The sequence below is a fragment of the Persicobacter diffluens genome (assembly GCF_036244895.1).
Classification (GTDB): Bacteria; Bacteroidota; Bacteroidia; order Cytophagales; family Cyclobacteriaceae; genus Persicobacter; species Persicobacter diffluens.
In genome coordinates, this window is record NZ_BQKE01000001.1 from 1,943,991 (window position 1) to 1,970,497 (window position 26,507).

At 43.6% G+C, this 26,507-nt stretch carries 25 protein-coding genes; 5 read left to right on the forward strand and 20 right to left on the reverse strand.

The window, feature by feature from the left end; all coding sequences use genetic code 11:
• The first annotated feature begins 750 nt into the window (after window positions 1-750).
• The 3 genes from AAA970_RS08080 to AAA970_RS08090 all read left to right on the forward strand — a co-directional run bounded on the left by AAA970_RS08080 (window position 751) and on the right by AAA970_RS08090 (window position 3,134).
• Complete coding sequence (locus AAA970_RS08080) at window positions 751-1,122, forward strand: hypothetical protein (RefSeq protein WP_338236689.1); 372 nt, start codon at window positions 751-753, stop codon at window positions 1,120-1,122.
• A 518-nt stretch (window positions 1,123-1,640) separates the two neighbouring features.
• Window positions 1,641-2,000, forward strand: coding sequence for a hypothetical protein (locus AAA970_RS08085; RefSeq protein WP_338236690.1), 360 nt, complete (start codon window positions 1,641-1,643; stop codon window positions 1,998-2,000).
• Window positions 2,001-2,117: 117 nt separating this feature from the next.
• The gene (locus tag AAA970_RS08090) at window positions 2,118-3,134 is read left to right on the forward strand and encodes a universal stress protein (protein ID WP_338236691.1); all 1,017 of its coding nucleotides are present in this window, start codon (window positions 2,118-2,120) and stop codon (window positions 3,132-3,134) included.
• Window positions 3,135-3,838: 704 nt separating this feature from the next.
• Here AAA970_RS08090 and AAA970_RS08095 read toward each other — a convergent pair.
• A complete protein-coding gene (locus AAA970_RS08095; RefSeq protein ID WP_338236692.1) occupies window positions 3,839-4,108 on the reverse strand; it encodes a hypothetical protein in 270 nt (89 codons plus the stop codon).
• Window positions 4,109-4,338: 230 nt separating this feature from the next.
• Here AAA970_RS08095 and AAA970_RS08100 point away from each other — a divergent pair, with 230 nt between their 5' ends.
• Entirely contained in the window at window positions 4,339-6,378 is a 2,040-nt protein-coding gene (locus AAA970_RS08100; protein WP_338236693.1) for a M3 family metallopeptidase, read from the forward strand.
• Window positions 6,379-7,048: 670 nt separating this feature from the next.
• On the opposite strand, the gene AAA970_RS08105 is transcribed toward AAA970_RS08100, so the two are convergent.
• Window positions 7,049-7,708 (reverse strand): hypothetical protein, encoded by a 660-nt coding sequence (locus AAA970_RS08105; RefSeq protein ID WP_338236694.1) that lies wholly within the window; start codon window positions 7,706-7,708, stop codon window positions 7,049-7,051.
• 447 nt (window positions 7,709-8,155) lie between these two features.
• On the opposite strand from AAA970_RS08105, the gene AAA970_RS08110 reads away from it, so the two are divergent.
• Entirely contained in the window at window positions 8,156-9,466 is a 1,311-nt protein-coding gene (locus AAA970_RS08110) for a pyridoxal phosphate-dependent aminotransferase (RefSeq protein WP_338236695.1), read from the forward strand.
• 841 nt (window positions 9,467-10,307) lie between these two features.
• Here the strand turns inward: AAA970_RS08110 and hisIE are convergent.
• The 18 genes from hisIE to sdaAB all read right to left on the reverse strand — a co-directional run bounded on the left by hisIE (window position 10,308) and on the right by sdaAB (window position 26,504).
• Window positions 10,308-10,901 (reverse strand): bifunctional phosphoribosyl-AMP cyclohydrolase/phosphoribosyl-ATP diphosphatase HisIE, encoded by a 594-nt coding sequence (hisIE, locus tag AAA970_RS08115; RefSeq protein ID WP_053405054.1) that lies wholly within the window; start codon window positions 10,899-10,901, stop codon window positions 10,308-10,310.
• A 14-nt stretch (window positions 10,902-10,915) separates the two neighbouring features.
• Window positions 10,916-11,473 carry a cysteine hydrolase family protein gene (locus AAA970_RS08120; RefSeq protein ID WP_338236696.1) on the reverse strand — a complete coding sequence of 186 codons (558 nt, stop codon included), beginning with the start codon at window positions 11,471-11,473 and terminating at the stop codon, window positions 10,916-10,918.
• A 149-nt stretch (window positions 11,474-11,622) separates the two neighbouring features.
• Complete coding sequence (gene hisF / locus AAA970_RS08125) at window positions 11,623-12,378, reverse strand: imidazole glycerol phosphate synthase subunit HisF (RefSeq protein ID WP_338236697.1); 756 nt, start codon at window positions 12,376-12,378, stop codon at window positions 11,623-11,625.
• Window positions 12,379-12,391: 13 nt separating this feature from the next.
• Window positions 12,392-13,108, reverse strand: a complete 717-nt coding sequence (gene hisA, locus AAA970_RS08130) for a 1-(5-phosphoribosyl)-5-[(5-phosphoribosylamino)methylideneamino]imidazole-4-carboxamide isomerase (protein ID WP_053405057.1) — start codon at window positions 13,106-13,108, stop codon at window positions 12,392-12,394.
• A 95-nt stretch (window positions 13,109-13,203) separates the two neighbouring features.
• A complete protein-coding gene (locus AAA970_RS08135; RefSeq protein WP_338236698.1) occupies window positions 13,204-13,737 on the reverse strand; it encodes a hypothetical protein in 534 nt (177 codons plus the stop codon).
• A complete protein-coding gene (locus AAA970_RS08140; protein ID WP_338236699.1) occupies window positions 13,730-14,272 on the reverse strand; it encodes a hypothetical protein in 543 nt (180 codons plus the stop codon). Before AAA970_RS08140 ends, AAA970_RS08135 begins: the two co-directional genes overlap by 8 nt.
• Before the next feature lie 313 nt (window positions 14,273-14,585).
• A complete protein-coding gene (gene hisH, locus AAA970_RS08145; RefSeq protein WP_338236700.1) occupies window positions 14,586-15,170 on the reverse strand; it encodes an imidazole glycerol phosphate synthase subunit HisH in 585 nt (194 codons plus the stop codon).
• 55 nt (window positions 15,171-15,225) lie between these two features.
• Window positions 15,226-16,002 carry a tryptophan synthase subunit alpha gene (trpA, locus tag AAA970_RS08150; RefSeq protein ID WP_338236701.1) on the reverse strand — a complete coding sequence of 259 codons (777 nt, stop codon included), beginning with the start codon at window positions 16,000-16,002 and terminating at the stop codon, window positions 15,226-15,228.
• A 20-nt stretch (window positions 16,003-16,022) separates the two neighbouring features.
• Window positions 16,023-17,210 carry a tryptophan synthase subunit beta gene (trpB, locus tag AAA970_RS08155; RefSeq protein ID WP_338236702.1) on the reverse strand — a complete coding sequence of 396 codons (1,188 nt, stop codon included), beginning with the start codon at window positions 17,208-17,210 and terminating at the stop codon, window positions 16,023-16,025.
• Window position 17,211: 1 nt separating this feature from the next.
• Window positions 17,212-17,859, reverse strand: a complete 648-nt coding sequence (locus AAA970_RS08160) for a phosphoribosylanthranilate isomerase (RefSeq protein ID WP_338236703.1) — start codon at window positions 17,857-17,859, stop codon at window positions 17,212-17,214.
• A gap of 6 nt (window positions 17,860-17,865) precedes the next feature.
• Window positions 17,866-18,651: an indole-3-glycerol phosphate synthase TrpC gene (gene trpC / locus AAA970_RS08165; RefSeq protein WP_338236704.1), complete on the reverse strand. Its 786-nt coding sequence runs from the start codon at window positions 18,649-18,651 to the stop codon at window positions 17,866-17,868.
• 72 nt (window positions 18,652-18,723) lie between these two features.
• Window positions 18,724-19,719 (reverse strand): anthranilate phosphoribosyltransferase, encoded by a 996-nt coding sequence (gene trpD / locus AAA970_RS08170; RefSeq protein WP_338236705.1) that lies wholly within the window; start codon window positions 19,717-19,719, stop codon window positions 18,724-18,726.
• A 213-nt stretch (window positions 19,720-19,932) separates the two neighbouring features.
• Window positions 19,933-20,505: an anthranilate synthase component II gene (locus AAA970_RS08175; protein ID WP_338236706.1), complete on the reverse strand. Its 573-nt coding sequence runs from the start codon at window positions 20,503-20,505 to the stop codon at window positions 19,933-19,935.
• A gap of 38 nt (window positions 20,506-20,543) precedes the next feature.
• A complete protein-coding gene (locus AAA970_RS08180; RefSeq protein WP_338236707.1) occupies window positions 20,544-21,965 on the reverse strand; it encodes an anthranilate synthase component I family protein in 1,422 nt (473 codons plus the stop codon).
• Between the two features lie 332 nt (window positions 21,966-22,297).
• Window positions 22,298-22,708: an META domain-containing protein gene (locus AAA970_RS08185; RefSeq protein ID WP_338236708.1), complete on the reverse strand. Its 411-nt coding sequence runs from the start codon at window positions 22,706-22,708 to the stop codon at window positions 22,298-22,300.
• A 249-nt stretch (window positions 22,709-22,957) separates the two neighbouring features.
• Window positions 22,958-24,286: an efflux RND transporter periplasmic adaptor subunit gene (locus AAA970_RS08190; protein WP_338236709.1), complete on the reverse strand. Its 1,329-nt coding sequence runs from the start codon at window positions 24,284-24,286 to the stop codon at window positions 22,958-22,960.
• 24 nt (window positions 24,287-24,310) lie between these two features.
• Window positions 24,311-25,810 carry a TolC family protein gene (locus tag AAA970_RS08195; protein WP_338236710.1) on the reverse strand — a complete coding sequence of 500 codons (1,500 nt, stop codon included), beginning with the start codon at window positions 25,808-25,810 and terminating at the stop codon, window positions 24,311-24,313.
• Window positions 25,811-25,829: 19 nt separating this feature from the next.
• A complete protein-coding gene (gene sdaAB / locus AAA970_RS08200) occupies window positions 25,830-26,504 on the reverse strand; it encodes an L-serine ammonia-lyase, iron-sulfur-dependent subunit beta (RefSeq protein WP_338236711.1) in 675 nt (224 codons plus the stop codon).
• Window positions 26,505-26,507 lie beyond the last annotated feature (3 nt).

Sequence of the window (26,507 nt, forward strand, 5' to 3'; positions counted from 1 at the left end):
AAAGACTCCTTTTTTTATGCAATGCACCTAAAGCTTCAAAAGAAGGATTTCCCAAATTCGCAATTATCCGGGCAATTGAAACCTTCACATTGGAAATATCACCATAACACCCCTTAAAATACCCTATCCAAACTAATCAAACACCCTTGCCCAGCATCAAACCATATAAAATTTCGATTTTTCAGCCCCGCTCGCAATTTAATTCCAGAAACGGATTATTTCACTTCCTAAAGTCTTCCTTTTAATCACTAAAACCAATCTGTGATAAAAGTCATAAATATTCAAAAAGTACAATTAAGGAAAAATTTTAGGCAGGCTGTATTCTCTCCCCAATTTCCACCTTAACAATCAATTCACAGTAAGATTATCGAAAACACCACAGAATCTATCTGTTTTTGAAAAATTCATAATTAGCCCACTAACATTTAATAAATCCGTAATATTTAAGCGTAAATCAGGTAAATAATCAACACTAAAGCCCAAATAGAAAGTTTTTTTTTAAAAATTTCAAAAAAAATTAAAAAGCCTCCAAATCACCCCAAACAGAATAAAAGGTGTCCTTTTTGACCAAAACAAAATAAATTATGGTATTTACCATTCCCGCAAAATTCTCTAAACAGGCCGTATTTTAAGGTTTTTCGAGCGGACTTGTTCTTTAAAAATTACTATGTACATTTGTAATGTCATCAGGGAATAAAACACTACTGATGACAACATAAAGGATCATTAATTATTCAATTCTTTTCAGTCATGAAAGCCCTTAAAATTTTAGTAGCACTTTTTATGATAAGCGGGAGCGCTTATGCTACTACTCCTCCATCAGGAGATGCTGTTGTGGGTGAGGCCAATGTCGACATGATGATCGTGAGCTTTGATCACGAAAATGCTGATTTAGTTTTATCTATGGAGGCGCATGCAGATCATGTGATCAGTACCATGATTGATCTGACAAGAGTTAATGAACTGGCATATAAAACCAGAATTTACCGTTATTTCGGTGGCTTGTTAAAAGCGGAAAATATGGCTTTCAACACCATTACCTTAAAGAAAAACGGTGAAACCACTTCTGTTCCATTTACAAGAGAAAATCTTTCTTCTGTAGTAGAACAGGCCATGAATTAGAAAGTAATAAGGTTAAAGGATAAGCATTATAGGTAATTGGGACTCCTGCTGTAAAGGCAGGAGTTTTTTTTTTGTACATCAGGGAAAAATCTCAAAAAAATTCAATTGGCTAATTCCCCCCACCCTTTGAAAAATCACCCTCCTTCACCCGTTCTACCCACCTACTCCGGTCACTTAGGAGCAAGCTAACTTGTCTCGCTCCTACTTTACGAATTTGTTAATTTTAAGCTAATTTTTAGTGCCTATTTTACGAAATACATTTATTGTGAACTTTTTGAAAAAAATTTTATAAGGACAATCGTGAGAAAGGACAATATTATTCCGCTTTCCCGGTAAAAACAAGCTGCCCGAAATGTACTTTGCCTTAAAGTCGAAATGTTGAAAACCCAACAATCTCCCAGGTCCTCACAGAGGCTTTGACATTTAAATAATCCTACCTACCTTCATAACATCAAAGGGACAAAAGGCCAAGATGACCTCCCTTTTTACATTTTTTTTACCTTGTAAATTTTACCGTGATGAGAGCTTTTAAAATGATCGCAGTGTTTTTCTTTTTAGGTTTAGGAAGCGTTGCTATGGCATCGGAAAATAACGATGCTGAAAAAGCGAATCGTGTTGTAGTTTCATTTAATCATCAAAATAAATCCCTGATTCTTAAAAGAGGGGCTGATTGCTGCCCCAATACCAATGCCACCATCAATTTGAACCGAGTGGATGAATTGGCCTATAAAACCAAAATATACCGCTACTTTGGAGGAATCCTCCGATCCAACGCCCTGGGCTTTGAAACAATTGTAGTGGAAGAAGGCGGTGAACAAAACATTCTGGATTTCAATCGCGAAAATATTGCATTAGTGGTGAATAATCTTATAGATTAAATTCAACCCACTCTTGAAAAAGCACCATTCTTTTTGAATGGTGCTTTTTTTTGCATTATTCAAAGGACAACATTAAAAAATCTACATGGTTTTGTTTTAAAGAACAAAAACAAAACCATGTATTATAAAATAAAAAGGATACTTGTTCCCCTTGATTTCTCTGCACAGGATGACCGAATTCTTCAGTTCCTATCCATGATCTGTCGAATAGTGGACGTTAAAGAAATTTACTTTCTGCATATCATCCCGAAAGAAGACTGGACCTCCGCCTATAAAAACAAAGCGGACCGGAATCTGGAGGAGATTTTAATGGACAGCATCGAACAGTCTGTGGAGCGTTACTTCAAAGATCAACAAAGCCGCATTCACTTCCGCATTAAAAAGGGTAATAAAGCGGAAACAATTGTACAGTATGCCAAAACAAAAATGGTGGATTTAATTGCTATTGGGAAGAAAGAACGTCAAAACACCCCAATGATGGAGGAGGAAGAAGATAAACCAAAAGTATTCCCTGAATTTGCCCAAGAGATCGAATTATTACCCTCCGGTATCAGAGGCAGTATGGATACCAGTGGATATTTGGTCCGAAAAGTGGCCAATATGGCCCCTTGTTCCATGCTGATTATTCCGGAGACGCTACCGGAGAAAATTGACCACGTCATTGTCCCTGTTGATTTTACCGATGCCTCTCGACTGGCGTTGGAAAAGGCCTATGAAATTGCTTTCCAGTCAGCCAACAAACCCATTATTGACTGTGTTCATGTATTCTCGGCACCCATTGGAAATTATTCTGTGGGTATTCCTTATGATGAATGGGTGGAAACTATCCGGAAAAATCGTAAAAAGGAATTTGAGCAATTTCTGAAAAAAAGCAGAATCCCGGAGAGAGATGCCGTTCAGTGCAAATTCCTGCTGGATAACGAAGGTAACCCAGCAGAAATTATCTCTGATTACGCCCAAAAGATAAAGGCTTCTGCTATCTGTATTGGTACGGAAGGAAAATCCTTCTTGGCTTCCCTCATCCTCGGAGATGTAGCCGAACGTCTGATCAATTACCCTTTCAGTAAGCCTCTGTTTATTATTAAAGACAAAACGAAAAATATGGGATTTTTCGATGCCTTACTTAAATTATAGATTATGCCTCTGGAATCAACTCGAAAACTCTCCCTATAAGCCGGATTAACCCGGATTGTTCATGCTTAAATCCTCGTTCAGCTGTAAGGCGGAAAAAATGAAGGAATTTTTCCTATTTCGAATTTTTTCCAACGAAACAGATGAATGAGGAGAAAGCAAGCTTGCCCAGATTTGGGCTATTATAAATCAAAAAAACAATTTATAATGAACTGAAAATGAGTTACTTAAGACTAGTCAGTAAATTTAGCGGTGATTAATTCGGGTTAAACCTACTTTTATCCAGGTCTAGACGAAGGGCGTTGAAAGAAAAAAACGCCCTTTATTGGAGTTTTTTCTGGGGGAAGCAGATGAATAGGAAACAATTTAGCAAGGCCGTTTGAAAACTGAAAAATCACAGAATTACAGCTGGCCTCTATAATTGAATTTACCTGAATTATGAAGGCTAAAACCTCGTTCAGTATCAAGGGAGGAAAATGAAGGAACAATTCCTTATTTCGAGTTTTATCCAACTAAGCAGAGGTATGCGGAAGAAAGCAAGCTTGCTCAAATTCTGACTATCAACAAGCATATCCACCCGCAAAGCACTGCCAATCACCCCTTAAATGGGTTGATGAATGCTGCAGTACATCATTCGATCAATCAGATTGTTTGGCAGTTAAAAACGAGGCATAATGGCATTTTAAAGCTTAGACATTCACAATACATTATGCCTTGAGCTGTTTAGGAGGACGAGTCATTTTTATCAATTGCTTAAACTCATCAATACTTAAGGGAGCAATCACCTCCTCTACCTGAGGCTCAGATTTTTTCAGATGCTCTTTTTGACTTTGTTTCCGCTGTATTCCCTTCTCTTGCTTTTGTTCTTTCTTATGAGACCTCTTCTCTCGATCCTTATGAGGTTCTTGCTCCGCCATGGCAGAAGAACCAAAAAGAAAGCATATCCCAAAAATGATTACCTGTAAAGTTCTCTTCATAATTGTGCAAATAATGTTGTAAAATTAAAGCTACATAAGCACAACTACCTGTAATTTAAATTGATAACTCACCAGTGTAAGAATTGGTTTAAACCCATAGTTTTTAGATCAATAGCAGGAAAAAAGTCTTAAATTAATCTGCTCCGCCGGACCTTTTTGGATGAAATCACGTAAATTTTTACAAAACTGTCCTATTTTTGGAATTATTCCCATAATGAAAAATCGATCTAATGAGTCATAACCCACTTTTAGTAGAGAAATTCGCCGGATCTTACGAGGCAATTCCTTTTGATCAAATAGAAGAAAAACATTTTTTGCCTGCTTTGGAGGAAGCCATTGCCAGTGGCAAAAAAGATATTGAGGCCATAAAAGCCAATACTGCACCAGCAGATTTTGATAATACCATCGTTGCTTTGGATGAAGCCGGGAAATTGGTAGGTCGTGTATCTTCCATCTTTTTCAATTTGAATTCCGCCGAAACCAATGATGAAATTCAAAAAATCGCTCAGGAATTCGCTCCGAAATTAACGGTTTATTCCAATGAGATTTTGTTAGATGAGGCCCTTTTCGAAAGGGTAAAAACGGTTTTTGAAAATACCAACCTTGATGCGCTTTCTCCAGAAGACAAGACCCTTTTGGAAAAGACTTACAAAGGTTTCGTTAGAAATGGTGCTCTTTTAGCCGAGGATCAAAAAGCCCGGCTGACCGAAATCTCCACTGAACTTTCCAAAACAAGTCTTCAGTTTGGAGAAAACGTACTGGCCGAAACCAATAAATATGTCAAAATTGTAGAGAACAAGGAAGACTTAGCCGGTCTGCCGGATTTTGCTTTGGAAGCCGCAGCAGCGGAAGCCAAAAACCAGGAGGCAGAAGGCCAATACGCCCTGACACTCCAGTACCCTTCTTATATCCCGACCATGACCTATGCTGACAATCGGGAATTAAGAAAGGAATTATTCCTGGCTTTTGGACAAAAGGGTTTCCATGGAGATGATTTGGACAATCAGGAAATCATTAAAAAAATCGTAAGCCTCCGCCATGAAAAGGCCCGGATTCTGGGCTATAAAAACCATGCGGACTTCACCTTAGAAGAACGTATGGCAGGCAGCCCCGAAGCCGTAAAAGGCTTTTTGAATGACCTTTTAGAAAAAGCGAAGCCGGTAGCTGATGAACAGGTCGCGGAAGTGAAAGCATTTGCCGCTTCCAAGGGACTGGAAGGAGAATTGCAAAGATGGGACTGGGCTTACTATGCCGAAAAGCTAAAAAAGGAAAAGTTTGCCATTGATGACGAAATCCTCAAACCTTATTTCCAACTGGAAAAAGTAGTGGACGGGGTTTTTGAAACGGCTCGCAGACTTTTCGGCATTACCTTTAAGCAGATTGACATCCCGGTTTACCATGAAGAAGTCACCGCCTACGAGGTAAAAACAGAGGCTGGCGACTATGTAGGCTTATTTTACGCAGATTTCTTCCCAAGAAAAGGAAAAAGAAACGGTGCCTGGATGACCTCTTACCGTGGACAATCCAACGTACATGGCGATCAACAACGTCCGCACATCTCTATTGTATGTAACTTCACCAAACCAACTGCTACCAAACCAAGCCTGCTGACTTTCAATGAAGTCACCACGCTTTTCCATGAGTTCGGACATGCCCTGCATGGTTTGCTGGCCAACACCACATACAGCAGCCTTTCCGGCACCAGCGTTTATTGGGACTTTGTGGAGCTCCCAAGCCAGATCCTGGAAAACTGGGCCTATGAAAAAGAATGCCTGGACTTATTCGCCAAGCATTACGAAACCGGCGAAAGCATTCCAATGGAGTTGATCACTAAAATTAAAGAATCGGCCAACTTCCTGGAGGGCTACCAAACCCTTCGCCAGTTGAGCTTTGGACTCCTAGACATGGCCTGGCACGGGCAGGCTCCTGAGGAAAACACCAAAGTGGGTGAGTTTGAGAAAAAGGCCATGGCACCCACCGAGCTTTTCCCCACAGTAGAAAGTACCTGTATGAGTACGAGCTTCAGCCACATTTTTCAGGGCGGCTATTCCGCGGGATACTACTCCTACAAATGGGCCGAAGTGTTGGACGCCGATGCCTTTGAAGCATTTCAGGAAAAAGGCATTTTTGATGTCACTACCGCCACTTCCTTTAAAGAAAATATCCTTTCCAAAGGAGGAAGTGAACACCCCATGACTTTATATAAACGTTTCCGTGGAGACGAACCCAAAACTGATGCACTGCTCAAGCGTGCCGGTTTGTTGAAATAATATTAGCCTAAAAGGTCGGAAAATTTCCGGCCTTTTTTTATTCCCCATTACACAGGAACGATCCATACTGAGTTTTGGGGGCCTTTTGCTAACGCAAAACCGGGCTGGCGGCACTCGCTTTTTGGCCCTATCAGCCTCCATTAGAGGAGCCAAAAGAGCTCAAACAAACTGCCTTCATCCCTGGCCCGGAACCCAACTTGCACCAACCTCCGGAAATGGAAAGGCTGAAGCTATTAATCAGGGACTTCTCCACCAAATCAACTTTGTTTATAACATCATCGCAATAATACAAGCTTGCTTGCTCCTCCTTCACCTGTTTCGTTGAAAAAACTCGAAATAGAAAACCATTCCTTCATTTTTCCGCCTTACAGCTAAACGAGGATTTTAGCATGAATAATCCGGCTTAAAGGAATTTTCCCTAATTCGTTATTTCCAAATAAGCAGGTGAATTTGGAAAATGCTTCCATAGCTCAATTGGGGCTATTAATTAGCAAGCACATCCTTATTGAGCCGAAATTTAACTTATGGTATTTCGCTAAATCAAGCGGTGGATAATTCGGAATAATGGATTTATGGCAATTTATTCAACTTATTTCACCCTTTCCACCTTATGCCTTTCACAAGGATACCCACCCACAAGAATGCTGGAATTTAGCTGGAAACGAATAATTCATCGCAAACGAAAACGTGATGGTGACGGCTCATAGTACTGTTCCCCAATCCAAAATCCGGCATTTAACTCTAAAATAATCACCTTATCAGACAAGGGCTCAAACACCCCTTGCTCCAGGCCATCCAACACCGGATTCCACAAAAATGCTTTGGCCAGTTGAGGCGCATACTCTTTTCTGATTCGCTTGGACAAACCCCTTAAGGTATTCACATCATTCATCTGAGATAACCAACTCTCTTCCAGAGAATTAATACTCACCCCTTCAATATCAAAATAAAGATGATCCATGATCAAATCAGCCGCAATAATTATGGAATCACCCTGTGAATAAATTTGTGTTTTCTCCCCATCACCAAAGTCTACCATAAAGGAACATCTGCCCGGCACATAAAATACCCGACTGGTGGTAGCATCATACAGAGAGAAACCCAAAACGGTGTAGGGCTCTACCTTCTTCACCGTATCCACATACACAAACTCTTCCACCGCCAGCTCTACCCTTCCACTACTTTTAATTTGCTCAATATACAGGCGTTCCCGTTTCAATCGGGCTTCCCGATCGGCCATTGCCTTCTGAGAAAGCCGCTGCTCATGAAAGAAAAATGCAGCTACTAACACAACTACTGTTGAAATCAAAAAATACCAAATTCTATTCATCCTGTTAAATATCCATATTCTCTTATAACAGCCTTCAAACAGGGATTATCTGCCCCGGATTCCTGACCTCTGATCAAAATCCAAATAATCATACCCTAAAACGCTCTCCCACCTTTGAATTTTGAAGAAATAATAAGAATTTCACAAACTTTACAACATTATAATTCACAAAATCAAAATTAATCCGCCACTCCCGGAAAAAACCGGAAGATTCTGGCACCAAATGAAGGCATACACACCGCCATTAATTTTAATGGAAATTAACGCAAAACGCCACAAATAGCCCAATCAGGCATTAATTTTGTATAAAATAATCACCTCTATTCCATCAACGGAATAGAACTGCCAGAAATTCATCATCAATCAAAAGTTGAATTTTTCGCAATTTAATTTAGACGGGAAAGCCATGGCTACCTGAATGCCCGTCATTAATGAGTATAATTTAATATGAGACAACGTCTTTTAAGAGAGGGAGCAAGCGAGCTAACGTACGAAATCCGGGGCATTGTAAAAAAGGCGGAACAACTGAAAAAGGTTGGTCAGCCTATTTACTGGGAAAACATTGGGGATCCCATTCAGAAAAATGCCAAAATGCCCGATTGGATGAAGGACATTATTGGCCAATTGGTAAAGGAGGATGATACTTTTGGATATTGCCATTCCAAAGGGATTCCGGAAACACGAGCCTTTTTGGCCGCCAGGACCAATACCCTGGGGGGTGCCCAAATCTCTGCTGAAGACATTTTATTTTTCAATGGTCTGGGAGATGCCATATCAAAGGTGTATCAATTCCTGATGCCGACCTCCCGAATTATTGGCCCGTCTCCGGCCTATTCCACGCACTCTTCTTCTGAAGGAGCGCATGCGAACACCAGCCCCCTGACCTATAAGCTGGATCCGGACAATCACTGGTATCCGGATATGGATGATTTATACCTGAAGATCAAATACAATCCCAATGTGGTGGGCATCTTGATTATTAATCCGGATAACCCTACGGGAATGGTATACCCAAAAGAAATTCTGGATCGTTTTGTAGAAATTGCCAGAGAGTTCAATCTGATGTTGATCTCCGATGAGATTTATTGCAATGTGACCTATAACAATGCCCGCGCATGGCAACTGGCGGAGTACATTCAGGAAGTTCCGGGCATTGCATTGAAAGGTATTTCCAAAGAATTCCCCTGGCCAGGTGCGCGTTGTGGATGGATGGAATATTACAATCGTGGAGCCGACGAACAGTTCGAACGTTTCTGTCAGACCCTGGACAATGCCAAAATGATTGAGGTTTGTTCTACCAAACTACCACAGAAAGCGATTCCGATCATTATGGGGGATGAGCGCTACCAGCCCTACCGTATTGAAAAGAATAAAGAAATCGGACAGAGAAGTAATATCATCACGGATATCCTGAAGGACATCCCCTACATTACCTTCAACCCCACCAATGGTGCATTTTATAACACCATCATTTTCCGGGAAGGCGTACTGAAAAAAGGGCAGCATTTAAAGATTGAAAATCCCGAAGCAGCAGCACTTCTGAAAAGTTGGGAAGATGCTGAGCCTAATATGTCTTTGGACAAGCACTTTGTTTATTCACTCTTAGCCGCGGAAGGCGTTTGTGTAGTCCCAACCTCTTCCTTCGCCAGTGAGTTACAGGGATTCCGCGTAACCCTACTGGAGGAGAATGAAGAGTTATTAAAATCGACCTTCGGCAAAATTAAAAAAGCCTTGATGGCTTACTGTGAGAGCATTTAATTTTTTATTGAATACCCATAATCTAAAAAGCACGATCCCTTACCGATCGTGCTTTTTTCATTTACTCAAAAATGATTTTCATTCTTACCATGTTTTCGTCACATTTTCAACAACCTCCCATAAACTGAAAATCGCCCAATTAAATTTACGAAGACTAAAAACAGATGTCCCTTATTCAAATCCCTCCGGTATACGGTGTTTATTATCCGTTTCCCCGCCATCTTTCATAAGGTCGGCTGACTTTACAGCACCAAAATTTCCACTTCAACACAACGGCCTTGATCAATTGGCGAAAAGCCATGGAGACTGCTACCGATGAGAAGTCATCATAGCGTTATTTCCTCAATATTTTCTTCTAACCCCTCAGAGCTCAAATAACGCCTTGATGAATTCCGGTAGTAGGCACAATGGCCCGCCCGAATTGATCACAGCCTTGATTTTTTTGTTTCGTTTTTTATCAATAAAAAATGAAAACAGAGCTGTTAAATAGAATCCCGTGCATGATATGACTTACTGCCTGAATCAATAAAAAAGTGAAATGTCATTAAGACTTTAGATTCATTACCCTCCCCAAAATGAAATTCCAGCCCTTATATATAATGCCAAAGAGAAGCCTTCTCTTGATAGGTAGCTAATGTAACGCTGGCATTAACAAAGTGCTTTTCCAGCAAAAGACGAGATTGGCTAAGTGGAATTAATAAAATTTCCGCCGATCTGTCTCGTTGCAGAAAGTGGTTAATCCGCATTTTATCGCAATATCAATTACCCATAAACGCAAAAAGCACGATCCCTTTCCGATCGTGCTTTTTTTTTCATTTACTAAAAAATGATTTGCTTATCCTTATTTATGGCGTTCTCGCAGTACATCCGCCACCTCTTCCAAAGAATGTCCTTTGGCCTCCAACAGCACTAAATAGTGATACAACAAATCTGCAGACTCATTCAGGAATAATTCCGCATTGTCATCCTTAGCTTCAATCACCACCTCGACAGCTTCCTCTCCTACCTTCTGAGCCACTTTATTGATCCCTCTTTTCACCAACTTATTCGTATAAGAATTCGGGTCATCCTCGGCAATTCGATCGTGAATCGTCTTTCTCAAATGATCAATAAAGGCCAGGCTGCTATCATTCTTTTCATCCCAACAAGTATCCGCCCCCGTATGGCATACCGGCCCTACAGGATCCACCTTAATCAGCAAAGTATCCCGGTCACAATCCAACCGAATGTCCTTTACCATTAAAAAATTACCGCTTTCTTCCCCCTTCGTCCATAACCTGTTCTTGGACCGGCTGAAAAAAGTCACCTTGCCTTCCTCCTTTGTTTGGGCAAAAGCAGCCTCATTCATATAGCCCAGCATCAACACCTTTGCGGTCGCAAAATCCTGAATAATCACGGGCACCAAACCGTCCCCCTTTTGAAAATCAATATTCATAATATAAAAATTTATTACTCAACTAAATCCACCCCCAGCTTTTCCAGTATTTCCGCTGAAGGCACCACACGCACGTGTCCTTCTGTCGGGCTTAAATCCGCCCATATTTCGTTATAATGATCAATGGCCTGCCTGGCCGAAATATGCGTTCTGTCCGCCGTCGTATGCCCGTCAGCCACCACAACCACCTGGTAATCCTTCACCAAAGCCGATTGCACCGAAGCCTCCACACAATAATCCGTCGCACAGCCGGTCACATAAATGGTCTTTATGTCCTTTCTGTCTAATATTTCACGCAGATCAGTTTTATAGAACATATCATTCGCCTGCTTACTTACCAGCAGATCCGAAGCCTTCCGATCAAGGCTATCCAAAATCTCCCATGCCTCCGTTTCCGGAAAAAAACCACCTTCCCGGCTCCCATCATGCTGAATGAAAATCACGGGCCAGGCCAATGCGTTGAATCGCTTACTGAGCGAATTAATTCGGGCCACCACCTGATCCGCCGCATAGCGGGGAGTTTCAGGAGTAAAGGAACCCTTCTGCATATCAATTATAATGAGTGCTTCCATTGTTTATCTTTTTTTTGGGGCTGCCCACCTGACGGCGGTCGGGCTATTGGCAGTCGCTCTTTTTGCGAGCCGCTACGCCCTAAGGCTGCAAAAAGGAGCTCCAACAACGGCTTCGCCTCTGCCGCTATCCCTCAGCCAGCCCACTCAACTTATAAGCGAACTTCCACGCCCTGCTCCCGCAAATAAGCCTTCAGCTCCGGCACCGGAATCTCTTTAAAGTGAAAAATACTTGCCGCCAGCGCAGCGTCGGCTTTTCCGTCAGTGAAAACATCCACAAAATGTGGCATCGTACCCGCACCGCCGGAAGCAATCACCGGAATCGGTAACATCCCCGAAAGCTCCGCAGTAATTTCATTGGCAAAGCCCGCCTTGGTTCCATCATGATCCATGGAGGTCAGCAAAATCTCTCCGGCACCGCGTTCCGCCACTTCCTTGGCCCACTCCTGGGTGATAATTTTCGTAGGTTTTGTGCCTCCATGCGTATGCACCAAATCCACATCACCCACACGGCGCGTATCAATCGCCACCACCACACACTGACTGCCGAATTCCTGCGCCAATTCATTGATCAATTCCGGACGGCGCACCGCCGAGCTATTAATACTGATTTTATCCGCCCCGGCATTCAACAGTGCCCGCACATCTTCCACGGAACTAATCCCGCCGCCCACGGTAAAGGGAATATTGATCTGACGCGCCACCTGATCGACCAAATCCACCAGAGTCTTGCGCTTTTCCTGCGTGGCAGAAATGTCCAGAAATACCAATTCATCGGCACCTTCCTTGGCGTAAACCTTCGCCAACTCCACCGGATCTCCGGCATCGCGAAGCTCCACAAAGTTCACCCCTTTGACTGTGCGGCCATCTTTAATATCCAAACAGGGAATTATTCTTTTCGCTAACATAATCTTCTATTTTTCAGGCGAATGAGGCCAACTGTTCCAAACTGATTCTCCCTTCATAAAAAGCCTTCCCGACAATCGTTCCGTAAACGCCAATGTCCTCCAGCCTCTTCAAATCATCGAATTCCGCCACGCCACCACTGGCAATCAACTTCACCTCCGGAAAAGCAGCCAATATTTTTTGATATAATGCCACATTCGGCCCCTGCAGTAAGCCATCCTTGCTTACATCTGTACAAATTACATATTGCAAACCTAACCCAAGGTATTCCTCCAGGAAAGGTAACAACTTACGGTCTGAAGATTCGGCCCAGCCACTCACGGCAATATTCTCCCCATGCACATCGGCACCGAGAATAATCTTATCACCACCAAAATCCTGAATCCAGCGCTTGAAGGTCTCCGGATCTTTCACCGCTATGGAACCTCCGGTAATTTGCTTCGCCCCGCTCTCAAAGGCAATTTTCAAATCTTCATCTGTCCGCAGGCCACCACCAAAATCTATATGTAGCGCCGTATTTTCAGCTACTCTTTTCAGTACGGCATCATTGGTGATTTTTCGGGCTTTGGCCCCATCTAAATCCACCAGATGCAGGCGCTGAATACCAGCGGCCTCAAAGCTTTTGGCCATTTTCAGTGGATCGGATTCATAAACTTTTTTTTGGGCATAGTCACCCTGCGTCAACCGGACGCATTGACCGTCGATAAGGTCTATTGCTGGAATAATTTCCATAATTTGTTAAAGGCTAAAAGATGTTTAAAAATGCATTAATGGTCAGTATCGCCCAATTAATAAAAATAATATTTCGGGAACGATCCGGATTTTCGCTAATCCTCCGACGTCAGAGGTAACTTATCCACTTGTTTACTTAAATAATAAAGGCCGTCAAAATCATATTTAATGGATTTATAAGTCCAGTACCTTCCATGCGCCAACCAGTGACGATAGTGAAAAGCCCCCTTAATTTCTGAAATTAAAGCTGGGGAAACCAGCCCACTGGATTTCCATAAATTAAAAATCCCCTGATCCAAAGGACAGTGGTATTGGTAACGTTGAAATAGCATCCTCATTTGTTTGGATAAGGGATCTTTCAATTTTCGTTCACAACGATGGCTATAATCCAATCTGAATTTAGCCTCTATACCTGCCAAAAGATTTAAACAAGCATCTTTTTCTGCTTCAGAGATTTGTTCAACCTTTAAAAAGTGGACTTCCTCAGAGAGCAAACCCGCAAAAACCAGTGAAAACTTTGGATTTTCTTCAGAAAAATACAATTGCAGAGATTTACAACGATAATGATAAACCTCTGCAATATTTTCTAAGCTCAAATGTTGATTTGAAACCGATAGTCGTTTAGCCATTCACCACCTTCATCAGGATATCAAAAAAAGCATTGGCATCCAGATGGGTATATTTCACCTCTGGAGGACGAGTAGCCAACTTCCAGGCCCAATCCACTTTCACAAAATACTGGCCCGTAGCCTCAAAAACTTCGACCTCTCCATTAGGAGTGATATAGGTCGCAATATTTGGTTCACTGGCTGTTTTATCTACGAGTAACAGGCGTTGCGTGGCTTTAGGACCAATGACATCCACCCGCCCGACAGATCCGATTAAACGGGTACCGACAGGGGTAATGGAAATAATATGATGACCGAATTCCAAACGAAGCCCCTTCACGGTATAACTTCCTAATCCTTCTTCAATAAGGGTTTTCTCCTCTTCAGAAATAACAATACTCCCGGCCTCTACATATTTGGCCAGCCATTGATGAATATCAGCCCGCAAAACCTGTAGCTTATCCTGCCAAAGCACCAAACGATCCTCCCAATTTTCTGTAGTGGAGAAATCACCCTCTGCCTCTTTCAAAAATGCTTCAAATTCCCGCTCGCTCATAATATCAAATTTTTTCTTATTGAATTTCAAAATGGGTATTCCCACCCACAACTAAAACTTATAACTCTCCATCATGGAAAACGTCCCCATTCAACGCTTTGTTTGCCTTACTTATTAACCCGACGCTATTTAACCGCTATAGAGATAACTCACTATTAGCATCTTACAAAATCAAGAATAGACTATAAATTATCGCCAGGTTAATAACTTGCTCCATCTGAAAAACCAAACTTCCCGGTATTCTTCAATTTACTTCAACTTATCCCTCAGGAAAAATAAACTGCACCAACTACCAGACAAAAGGATCAACCCACTATAGCTTAAGAAAATTCTCCAGAATCTTCGCCCCCACTTCCCCGCTCTTCTCCGGATGCGCCTGAATGGCATAAAAATTATCCCGATGCAAAGCGGTGGCAAAAGGCAAAATGTAATTCGCCTCCGCAATCTCCCATTCGTTGGCCTCGGCATAATAGCTGTGCACAAAATACACATAAGGCTTTACCAGGCCCTCAAACAAGGGAGACTTCAATTTACTCAGGGAATTCCAGCCCACATGAGGTACTTTATCCTCGGGAGGAAAACGCTTCACTAAAACATCAAAAATACCCAGACAGTCCGCATCTCCTTCTTCGGTATGTTTACACATCAACTGCAAGCCCAGGCAGATGCCCAAAACCGGCTGTTTCAGATTTTTGATAACTTCGTCCAATCCTTTTTCTTTCAAAAAATTCATGGCCGTAGAGGCTTCACCCACGCCGGGAAAAATCACCTTATCCGCAGCTTTCAGTTCCTCCGGATCATCGGTGATGACAGGATCAACCCCCAGTCGGTGCAGGGTATTCTCCACCGACCGGACATTGCCGGCATTATATTTTACAATCGCAATTTTGCTCATCATGTTGAGTCGTTCAAATAGGTGTTAAAAATTAAGTTTAGGCAATATTTAGCAAAGCCTATCCATTTTTGACACGGCTAACAAAATTCGTGATCGCTGTTGGAATATCTTCTGCCTCCGTCAGGCTATTCACAAAAGCAGAACCGATGATCGCACCATTGGCATAGTTACAAGCCGTACTGAAGGAATCGTGATCTGAAATTCCGAAACCTATCAAACGCGGGTTTTTCAATTTCATATCCTGAATACGTTCAAAATACGTCAATTGCGCTTCAGAAATTCCTTTGCGTGCTCCCGTAGTTCCAGCATCTGACACCATATAGATAAAGCCATCCGTCTTTTCATCAATCAGACGAATACGCTCGGCTGAAGTCTGTGGAGAAATCAGAAATACATTACGAATGCCATAGGCATCAAAGGTAGCTTTATAATCATCCAAATAAGCTTGTAGCGGTAAGTCTGGCACGATGATACCATCTACACCCACACGCTGACACTCCTTGCAGAACTCCTCAATTCCAAACTGAATCACCGGATTCACATAGCCCATCAAAATCACCGGCGCCTTTACAGTATCGCGCATGCCGTCCAATTGCTCAAACAACAGCTTCAGACTCATGCCCTGCGCCAGGGCTTTTTCATTGCTGCGCTGAATCACCGGACCATCTGCCACGGGATCAGAAAAAGGAATACCAATTTCAATCAGGTCAGCACCGGCAGCATCCAGACTTTCCAATACCGTTCTGGTATCGGCCGTATTCGGGTAACCGGCGGTAAAATATACATTCAGCAGATTGCTGTCTTTTTCTTCAAATAATTGATTGATTCTGTTCATTTTCAAAAAATTGGCTGCCGTTAATATTTTCCGTATTTGATGTAAGTGGCCAAATCCTTATCCCCTCTACCGGATAAATTCACCACGACCACATCGTCTGCCTTAAATTCCATTTTCTCCAAAGCCGCAAAAGCATGTGCCGACTCCACTGCTGGAATAATGCCCTCCAGCTTGCTCAGCTTCACGCCAGCTTCCATGGCTTCATCATCCGTAATCGACAGGAAAGTTCCGCGTTTGCTATCGAATAAATGCGCATGCAATGGCCCAATGCCCGGATAATCCAAACCTGCAGAAATAGAATAAGGCTCTACAATCTGCCCATCTTCCGTCTGCATCAAAATGGTCTTGGAACCATGCAAAACTCCTTCGGTACCAATGCTGGTCGTTGCTGCTGTTTTTCCGGAATCAACTCCCAATCCGCCGGCTTCTGTGGCGACCAATTGCACTTCCGGCTCCTCCATAAAATGATAGAAAGCGCCAGCCGCATTGGAACCACCACCCACACAGGCGATCACATAATCCGGATTCTCACGTCCCTCCTTCTCCAGCAATTGCTTTCTGATTTCCTCTGAAATCACGGACTGGAATTTAGCCACCATGTCCGGATATGGGTGAGGCCCCACGACCGACCCAATAATATAATGCGTATCGGTCGGATGCTGAATCCAATGACGCATCGCCTCATTCGTGGCATCTTTCAGGGTCTTGGAACCACTGGTCGCCGGTACTACTTCGGCACCCAAAATTCGCATACGTTCCACATTCGGCTTTTGGCGCTCCATATCAATCTCGCCCATGTATACGATACACTCCATGCCCATCAACGCACAAACGGTCGCTGTCGCCACCCCATGCTGACCAGCACCGGTTTCGGCAATGATTTTTTGCTTACCCAAACGCTTCGCCAGCAAAATCTGCCCGATCGTATTATTCACCTTATGTGCGCCGGTATGATTCAAATCCTCCCGCTTTAAATAAACCTTTGCCCCCACCGACTCGGACAATCGCTTCGCGAAATACAGCGGTGTCGGACGGCCTACATAGTTTTTCAATAAATCCTTAAAGTCTGCCTGAAAATCAGGATCTGCCATAATCTGCAAATACGACTGCCGCAACTCCTCCACATTCGGATACAGCATTTCGGGAATATAGGCTCCGCCAAATTTGCCGTAATAGCCCTTCTCGCTCACTTCAAATGAAACTGCCATTTTATATATTTTCTTTATGTCTTAAAATCGTTTTTAACTCCATCAGCTTCCGCACATCTTTCATGGCCGGACTTAATTCAAACTTACTGTTGACGTCCAGCCCCACTGGTTTTGGCGTATTTATGCGTTTGGCGCGCTTAATATTTTTTAAACTCAGTCCACCGCTCAGCATATAGGGAATATCCTCCGGAATACGCTCCAGCAAATTCCAATCGAAAGTTTCCCCGCTACCGCCATGTTCCTTGGTTTTGGTATCGAAAAGGAATAGATCCACCACCTTGCGATAAGGCTCCAGCACCTCCGGATTGAAATTTTCATCCATCGGAAAATTCTTGATCACCTTCAGGCCTTTGGCTTTAATGGAAGCGCAGAATTCCGGTGTTTCCTTTCCATGCAATTGCAGATAATCAAATCTTCCGGTATCAATCAGTCGAACGGCCTCTTCAATGGTCGGATTCACCATTACGCCCACCGTGTAAGTATCTTCCTCCAGATAGCGGAAGCTTTCCAGCACCGCCTCCAAATCACTTACATGTCGTGGCGAAGGCTCATAAAAAATGAAGCCCATCAAATCCGGTTTCAAGGCCGCCACCTCCCGAATATTCTCAGGATCCCGCATGCCACAAACTTTCCAAAGTAATTTTCCCATGCTGTCCTATTCTTTTAGTTGTTGCATAAAATCCTGAATGGCTTGGCCCGGATTTTCGGTTTTCATAAAATTCTCCCCGATCAGGAAGCCGTCAAAACCGGCTGCCTTCAATTCCTTCAACTGGCTGACCTCATGCAATCCGCTTTCGGAAATTTTCACCGTCCCCGAAGGGAAGAAAGGCAATAGCTCCAGACTTTGGCGATAATCGGTGACAAAGGTTTTCAAGTTGCGGTTGTTTACGCCCACCACATCCATATCCTCATTCTGATACTTTAACAACTCCTCTTTATCATGAACCTCCAACAGCGTATTCAGTCCCAGACTTTTTGCAAAAGCGGCAAACTGATGACATTCCTCCACACTCAAAGCGGACGCAATCAGCAGGATAATATCCGCTCCATAGCCCTTGGCTTCCAAAATCTGATACTCATCAACGATGAATTCCTTTCTCAATACCGGAATATCCACCGCCCCGCGCACTGCCGACAAATCCGCTAAAGTTCCGCCGAAGAATGGCTCATCGGTCAGGCAGGAAATCGCCGCCGCACCCGCCGCCTCATAACCTTTAGCCGTTTCCACGGGCTTGGCCGAACCATTGATCAGTCCCTTGGAAGGCGACTGTCTTTTAAATTCTGAAATGATGCCATAAGGATGGCTTTTCAGTGAATCCGCCAGGGAAGGACAAACCCGCTCAAACAGCGGCATTTGCTCAATAGCCGTCGTACTGACTTTCGCCTTGGCCGCGGCCACTTCTTCCTTTTTGGCTAATATGATTTTATCTAAAATATTCACGTCGATTGCTTATTGTTAAAGGTGTTTTGGATTATAGCGTGCCGTTACGAAATTTGGCTTTTTAATGCGCGCTTACTGCGACAGCTCCACGAACTTTTTGAAGGAAGCCAGCGCCTTGCCCGACTCCAAAGATTCCCTCGCTTCGGCCATCGCCGTCTCCATGGATTTCTCCGGTGCCGCACATTTCAAACTCACCCCCGCATTGGCAATCACCACATCGGACTGCGCTTCCGTGCCACGACCTTCCAAAATATTCATGAAAATTGTCGCCGCATCTTTCACCGAATTCCCCCCATAAAGCGCCTCCGCCGGATGCTGATTAAAGCCCAACTGCTGTGCACTCAAGGTCTGCTCGCCCTGCTGATCAATTAGCTTCACCGCACCGGTCAGCGAGATTTCATCATAACCATCCAAAGCATGTAAAATGGTGAAATTCCGGTCACTGTTCTGATACAAATAGCCGTACAAACGCGCCAATCCCAGATTAAACACCCCATTCACCATATTTTTCGGAAATGCCGGATTCGTCAATGGCCCCAAAATATTGAAGAACGTTCTCACGCCCAGCTCCTTGCGCACCGGCGCCACATTCGCCATCGCAGGGTGAAACAAAGGCGCATGCAAAAAGCAAATCCCCGCCTCTTCCAGCAGTTGCTTCAGCTTGTCCTCCTCATTGGTAAACTTCACGCCCGCCTGCACCAGCACATTGGACGATCCACTCACCGAACTCACCGAATTGTTCCCGTGCTTGGCCACCCGCTGTCCGGCACCCGCCACCACAAAGGAACTCAAAGTCGAAATGTTGAAGGTATTTTTGCCGTCGCCACCCGTCCCTACAATATCAATAGGGTTAAATTCCGACAGCTCCACGCGGTTACACATCTCCAGCATAGCATCACGAAAACCCGCCAATTCCTCCACCGTAATCGGTCGCATCAGGTACACCGTCATAAAGGCCGCCATCTGCGAAGTATTGATTTCTCCCTTGGCAATCTGCGTCAGAATATGCTTTGCCGTCTCCTGATCCAATGCCTTATGGTCAAAAAGTCTGTTGAGAATCGATTTCATTATCTTTAAAAATTTTGATCGTTAATGATTTTTTGGGGCTTCCCTCCCATACGGTCGGTCGGGCTCGCGCCACTCGCTCTTTGGCCCCTGTCCTGAAATTTCATGGCCTTGGTCCTCATGCATTTCGCCAAAAGCATCCGAAGAAATTTGGAAGGAACCGGCCAAAGGAGCTCAGACAATGGCTTCATCCCTAAGCCTCCACTAGCACGAAGTTTACTTTACACCCAACCAGTTTTTCATCATGGCCATGCCGTGCTCAGTCAGGATCGATTCCGGATGGAACTGCACGCCCTGCACATCATGTTCCAGATGTCGAACCCCCATCACGCGCCCCTGCTCATCGGTAGCGGTTACGGCTAATGGCGCTTTCACCGTCTCGGGTTTCACTGTCCAGCTGTGATAACGACAAACCTTAAAGTCCTGTGGCAATCCGTCAAAAATGCCTTCCGCTGTTCCTACTTTAATCGGGTGGTCAATACCATGATACACTTCCGACATATTTTCCAGCTCCGCGCCATACACCTCGCTGATCGCCTGATGCCCCAAGCAAACCCCAAAAATGGATTTGCTGGCGCCATAGGTTTTGATCACCTCCAACAGGATGCCTGCTTCTTCCGGAATGCCCGGCCCCGGACTCAACAAAATTTTATCAAACTTTTCAATTTCCTCCAAAGCAATCTGATCATTGCGGTGCACTTCCAGCTGACCGGCAAAGCCCAACTCGCGAATCATATGCACCAAATTATAGGTGAAGGAATCGTAATTATCGAATACTAATATTTTCATCTGCTCGTTTCTTTTTCAAAACCCGAAGGTTATACTGCTTATCGTCCTACTTGCTCTGCCGTCTTAATCGCCTTTCTCAAAGCCGCCAGTTTATTATTCACCTCCTGCAATTCCGACTCCGGCACCGACTTGGCCACCACACCGGCTCCTGCCTGATAATACAGACGGTTCGCCTTAGACATAAAAGAGCGGATCATGATCGCATGGTTGAAATCCCCATTGAAGCCCATAAACCCGATCGCGCCACCGTAATAACCTCTTCGGTTCGGCTCATATTCGTTGATCAGCTTCATGGCCATATGCTTGGGCGCTCCGGAAAGTGTGCCCGCCGGAAAAGTATCCGCCGCCATCTGATAGCCTTCGCCCTGATCCTCCAATTTGCCCGTCACCTTAGAAACCAAGTGAATCACATGACTATAAAACTGTATTTCTTTAAAAACTTCTACCTTCACCTCATCCCCGTGACGGCTCAAATCGTTTCTGGCCAAATCCACCAGCATCACGTGTTCGGAATTTTCTTTAGGGTCGGCAAAAAGCTTGGTCGCCAATTCGGCATCGCTTTTATCATCTCCGGTACGGCGGAAAGTCCCGGCAATCGGGAAGATGGAAGCCTGCTGATCTTTAATCACCAACTGGGCCTCGGGCGAGGAACCAAAAATTTTAAAGCTTCCGAAATCAAAAAAGAATAAATAAGGAGAAGGGTTGATCGATCTCAACGCACGATACACATTAAATTCATCGCCCTGAAATCCGGTGCTGAATCTTCTGGATAATACAATCTGGAAAACATCGCCCCGCATGCAGTGACCAATTCCTTTCTTCACTACCTCCACATATTCCTCATCGGTGAAATTGGATTCCTCATCATGCTCCGAATTGAATAAGTAGGTCGGCAATGCCTGCGCCTTCATGATCGCAATGATGTTGTCCAGGCCAGCGCCATCATACATGCCTTCCGGCTCATGCTCGAAGACATACAAGTCGTTATTGAAATGGTTGATGGCGATCACATAACGATAAACACGGTAGATCATCTCCGGCGCATCGTAACCCGAAGGCTCATTTTCACTGAAATCCAAATCCTCATACAGCGTCACGGCATCATAGGCCATATAGCCGAATAGGCCATTGGAAATAAATTTCTGATCCTCCTGCTCCTCCACCTCAAAACCGGCCGCAAATTCTTTCAATTTAGCAATGGCTTCGCCCTTATTGCTGACATTAAATTCCTGTAAGGGACGATTGGGCTGCTGAACCGTGGCTATCCCATTCTGAACCTTAAATTCCGCCACAGGATCACAACACACATAGGAAAAACTGTTGTCCGTTCCGCGATAATCGGAACTCTCCAACAAAATACTTTCTGCATACACATCTCGCAGACGAAGATAAACACTCACCGGAGTTACGGTGTCTGCCAACAAGTGGCGATAACGGGTATTGAGCTTTATTCTCTCCATGGAAAAAATCCGGATTTTAGATCCTTATAATATTGCTTAATAATTTATTCAATTTTCATAGCACTACGGCCAAACCTTTCAAAAATTCGCATAAAAAAAAGGCTTACCGTTCTGATGAACAGCAAGCCTCTTTATATCGATTGGTTTAGTTTAGTACTAAGCGAGCGAAAACTTTGGCAATACACGGCTGTTCATCTTTCTTTCGTAAAGATGCCACCACCATGCTGTATGTACCATTGTTGTTTTCATATGTCGCTAAGGTATTGAATATTCTTTTATTTCAAAAAATATTTACAAAAAAATACGCAATTCCGATACTAAGCTCAAATTAATTATTGCTTTTCGAAGATCATTTCAACACCTTCTTCCGCATTGGTCAAAACCAATTTTCCTTTTTTCATCTCCAACTGATTGATTTTATACCAGTTTTTCAGGAAAATCACCTCTTCCGGTGGTTGTGCCATCATGGTAGAAGGCCCCATGCCGAATTTAATTTCAGCCCCCTTTAATTCGTAAGGACCGGAAACAGAATTCGCAGGACGTACCTGAAATTTATTCCCTTCACGGAAAATTAAAGGCACTGGTGGTACCGTTTCCAATTTATCAGCATCCTCTCCTTTGAAGGCTACCATTACCCACTCGCCTTCCAAAGCCGGAGCTTCGGCACTTTTACTTTGCTTTCCTGTGGTGCAGGCCATCATGACCACACCCAGCATCATCAACATCAAAAAGTTTCTCATCATGCTTATTTAATTATATATGCAGTTATGGATTACCCTTTACAAAAACTGTTCCAGCTGATCTAATAATAATGCTATAAATCCACTAAATATAACAGGGCTCACTTTTAAAATCTTTAAGTATCAAAAGATGAAACAGATATGGTAGACTTAAATTTTTAAAATAATGGAAATAAATTTTTCACGGGCCAAATCAGCATAAAAAAAGACGTCTCAATTAAGAAACGTCTTTTTTTAATGATTCAAGCGCGATTAAGATTCACCCTTTTTATCTTTATTTTCTTCTTTTAACCGGACGGCCTGCCCATCATTTAAACGACGCGCCACTAACTGATAAGGACCGGAAATCACCTCATCTCCCTCTTCCAGCCCTTCTAAAATTTCAATATAGTCAAAATCCGAAATGCCGGTTTTCACTTTAACTTTCACGGCTTTACCCTCTCTCATAACGAATACTACTTCTTCCACTTCCGTATTTTTCTTACTTCCGGAAGAGGCCTCAATCGTATCTTTGGCGGAACGTGTAGTGACTGCCGCTAGCGGGGCTATCACGATATTTTCCTTCACTGAAGTAATGATTTCCACCGAGGCGGTCATTCCGGGACGAAAAGGAAATTCCGCATCCTCTCCTTCCATCAAATCGGCATAGGAATCGTTCAACACCCGTATTTTAACTTCAAATTCTGTAATGGCATCTGCCGAAATTTTATCCTTGGCGGTATTGGCAATAGAAGTCACGATCCCCTCAAATTTCTTCCCCAAATAGGTATAAGAATCCACCGTGATGATGGCCGTATCCCCTTTATGCACCCGGATAATATCATTTTCATTCACATCTACTCGCGCTTCCATAGAAGAAAGATCCGCGATTCGCAGCATCTCCGTACCCGCCATGGTTTGGGTACCCACTACCCGCTCTCCTTTTTCAACATCCAGCTTGGTCACTTTCCCATGCATTGGAGAAACAATTTTGGTCAATCGCAAATTCTCCATGGCTTCATCCAAAGAAGCCTTGGAAGATTTAACGATAAACTGAGAAGCTTTCACATTTTCCTCACTGGCAATAAGATCTTCTTTAGCGGCCAAAAATTCTGCCTCCGCCCGCTGGAAATCGGCATCCGAAGCCACCTCTTCCTCATGCAGCTGTTTCTGACGTCCGAATTCCGCCTCTGAACGAACAAAATTGGCTTTGGACTTTGCCAGATTGGCCCTGGCCACCGCCAGATTAGCCATTTGCTGATTATAAGAAGCTCTCGCACGATCTACGGCAGAGATAAAGTTATCCGGACGAATTCTCAATAAAGGTTGGTCCTTTTTAACAGAATCTCCCTCCTGAATATCCAATTCAATAATTTCACCCGAAACTTCAGGGGAGATTTTCACTTCCACCACCGGCTGAATCATGCCTGAGGCACTCACCACTTCGGTTATCCGACCTAATTTCACCTTTCCGGTTTCCACCTCAAGGCCTTCTTCACTTCCAATCAAACCTGCTTGTTTCAGGCCCAGGACGCCAAGTACCAATACAACCACTATCAGGGAGAGGAAGCGCCAATCTGTAAATATTTTATTAATTTTCATGATGTTCGATTAATGTTGGAGTGATTAAAGGACGATGGGTTGACCAAGATAAAATTCTAAAAGCTTTAATTTATAGATATAGTCATATTTTGCACGCACCATTTCGGTATTGGCGGTAAAAAGACTATTGGAGGCAATTTGAAACTCTACACTGTTGGCGGCCCCGGTTTCAAATCTTGTCTCCACCACACGAAGATTTTCTTCCAGTGCCATCACGGATTTTTGGGCTGCATCATAAATTTTGACGGCAGAATAGGCCTCATTATAGGCTTGTTCAATATCCTGACGTAATTGTGTTTCTACTTCTACCACATTCAATGCGGCGATATTTTTCTGAATTTTCGCCCTTTGGTAATCGCCAGAGCGCTTGAATCCTTCGAAGATGGGAACGCTCAAATTTAATAAAACCTCATTAGACCAGTTGTTTCGGTATTGAGTTCCTAGATTAATCGTTCGAAATTCCCCTCGTTCAAAGGAGACTTCCTGTATGGGAATAACGGACGGCAAACCTACTTCGTCAGGAAGACCACTGGCATCAATAAAATACTGCTCAGATTCTTTAAAAGAAAACTCTCCTGATCCTTCAATGAGTTCTGTATTCTGATCGGAATAGTTCGTGTAGGAGCTTCCAGAAAGCGTAAGCAGAGGTAACATATTTCCTTTAGCGACTTTCATTCCCAGAATTGCACTCTCTTCTCGCTCTCGGGCGGCGCTTATCTGAGGTTGCGTTCCTAAAGCAATCCCATACACCTCTTCCACCGTTTTTTTAATCCATGGATATTTATTGGCGTCCAATTCCGGAATATCAATATCAAAACCCGTCTCAACAGGTTTTTGCATAGCCTGTTGCAATTGTAAAAGGGCAAAGCGCACGTTATTTTCTTGCTGGATCAATTCCGCTTCGTTACTTGCCAGAGTGGATTGCATCTGCAAAAGCTCCGTTCGGGCAATCGCTCCGACTTTCACTTGTTTTTCTAATTGTTCGACCTGAGTTTGGGTGGTGGCTACTTTATCTTGCGAATTACGTAAAACCTCTTTATTAAAAATAACATTCATGTAAAGCTGTGCCACCATCAGGGCTACATCATTTTTAGCGGTGGCCAATTCGCTATCTGCCACCTCCACATTGTTGCGTGCCTGCTTGATGCTATTATTGACCTGAAATCCGGCATAAATCGGAATGCTGGCATTAAAAAACAAACCGTTAGTCTGAATTCGTTGTTGCGTTGGAACGAACTGGTTGGTCGTCCGGTCAATCGAACGCCCCCAGGCATTACCATAGCGTCCTCCACCGGTGACCGAAGGCAATCGACTTCCTTTGGCCTGTTTCAAACCAATTTCTGCATCCTGCCTGTTGAGCATCTGCTGCTTAATGGACAAGCTGTTCGTCAACGCGTAATCCAAACATTGCTGCAAATCCCAGATGGAATTTTCCACCGCCGAATCTTTCAGCGGTTGGGCTTGCAGGAAAAGCGCACTACATGAAAGTAATAAAAGTAAAGGCAAACATTTCCAGGTCATCATATAATAGGTAGTTAAGAGTCTAATCAATGATCGGTACGTAAAGTACCTCTTTCACCCAATCCAGGCTCGCCAGATATTGGGTGGTCAACTCCCGCAGCGGGGAATCCATTTCAATCACCTGACAGGCCAGATCAGATTTCCCTCTTCGGGAGACCGTCATATTGGCAATGTTACAGTGATCATGCGATAAAACATTGGAGATAAAAGCAATGGATCCCGGCACGTCATCCGCCAAAATGATCAGCGTATGCAGGTTGGCGGAGAAATTAGCGGAAAATCCATTCACCTGTACGATGGTGATCACACCACCTCCACGGCTTTCTCCTACTACTTCCACTTCCTGTCCTCCGACACGCAGCAATAATTTGATGGTATTCGGGTGCATGGTGGAAGCATTCCCCACTGACTTAAAATGATACTCCAAACCAGCTGTCTCTGCATGGTCAAAAGCATTTTTTATGCGTTTATCATCGGTTTTAAAATCCAATAAACCTGCAATAATGGCACGATCGGAACCGTGGCCTTCATAAGTGCGGGCAAATGAATTATAAAAGGTGATCTCTGCATATTCAGGTTTTTCACCCAAAACACGGATTGCAGCACGGGCAATTCTCACAACGCCAGCGGTGTGGCTACTAGATGGCCCAATCATTACCGGGCCAATCATATCAAAAACACTACTTCTTTCTGCCATAAT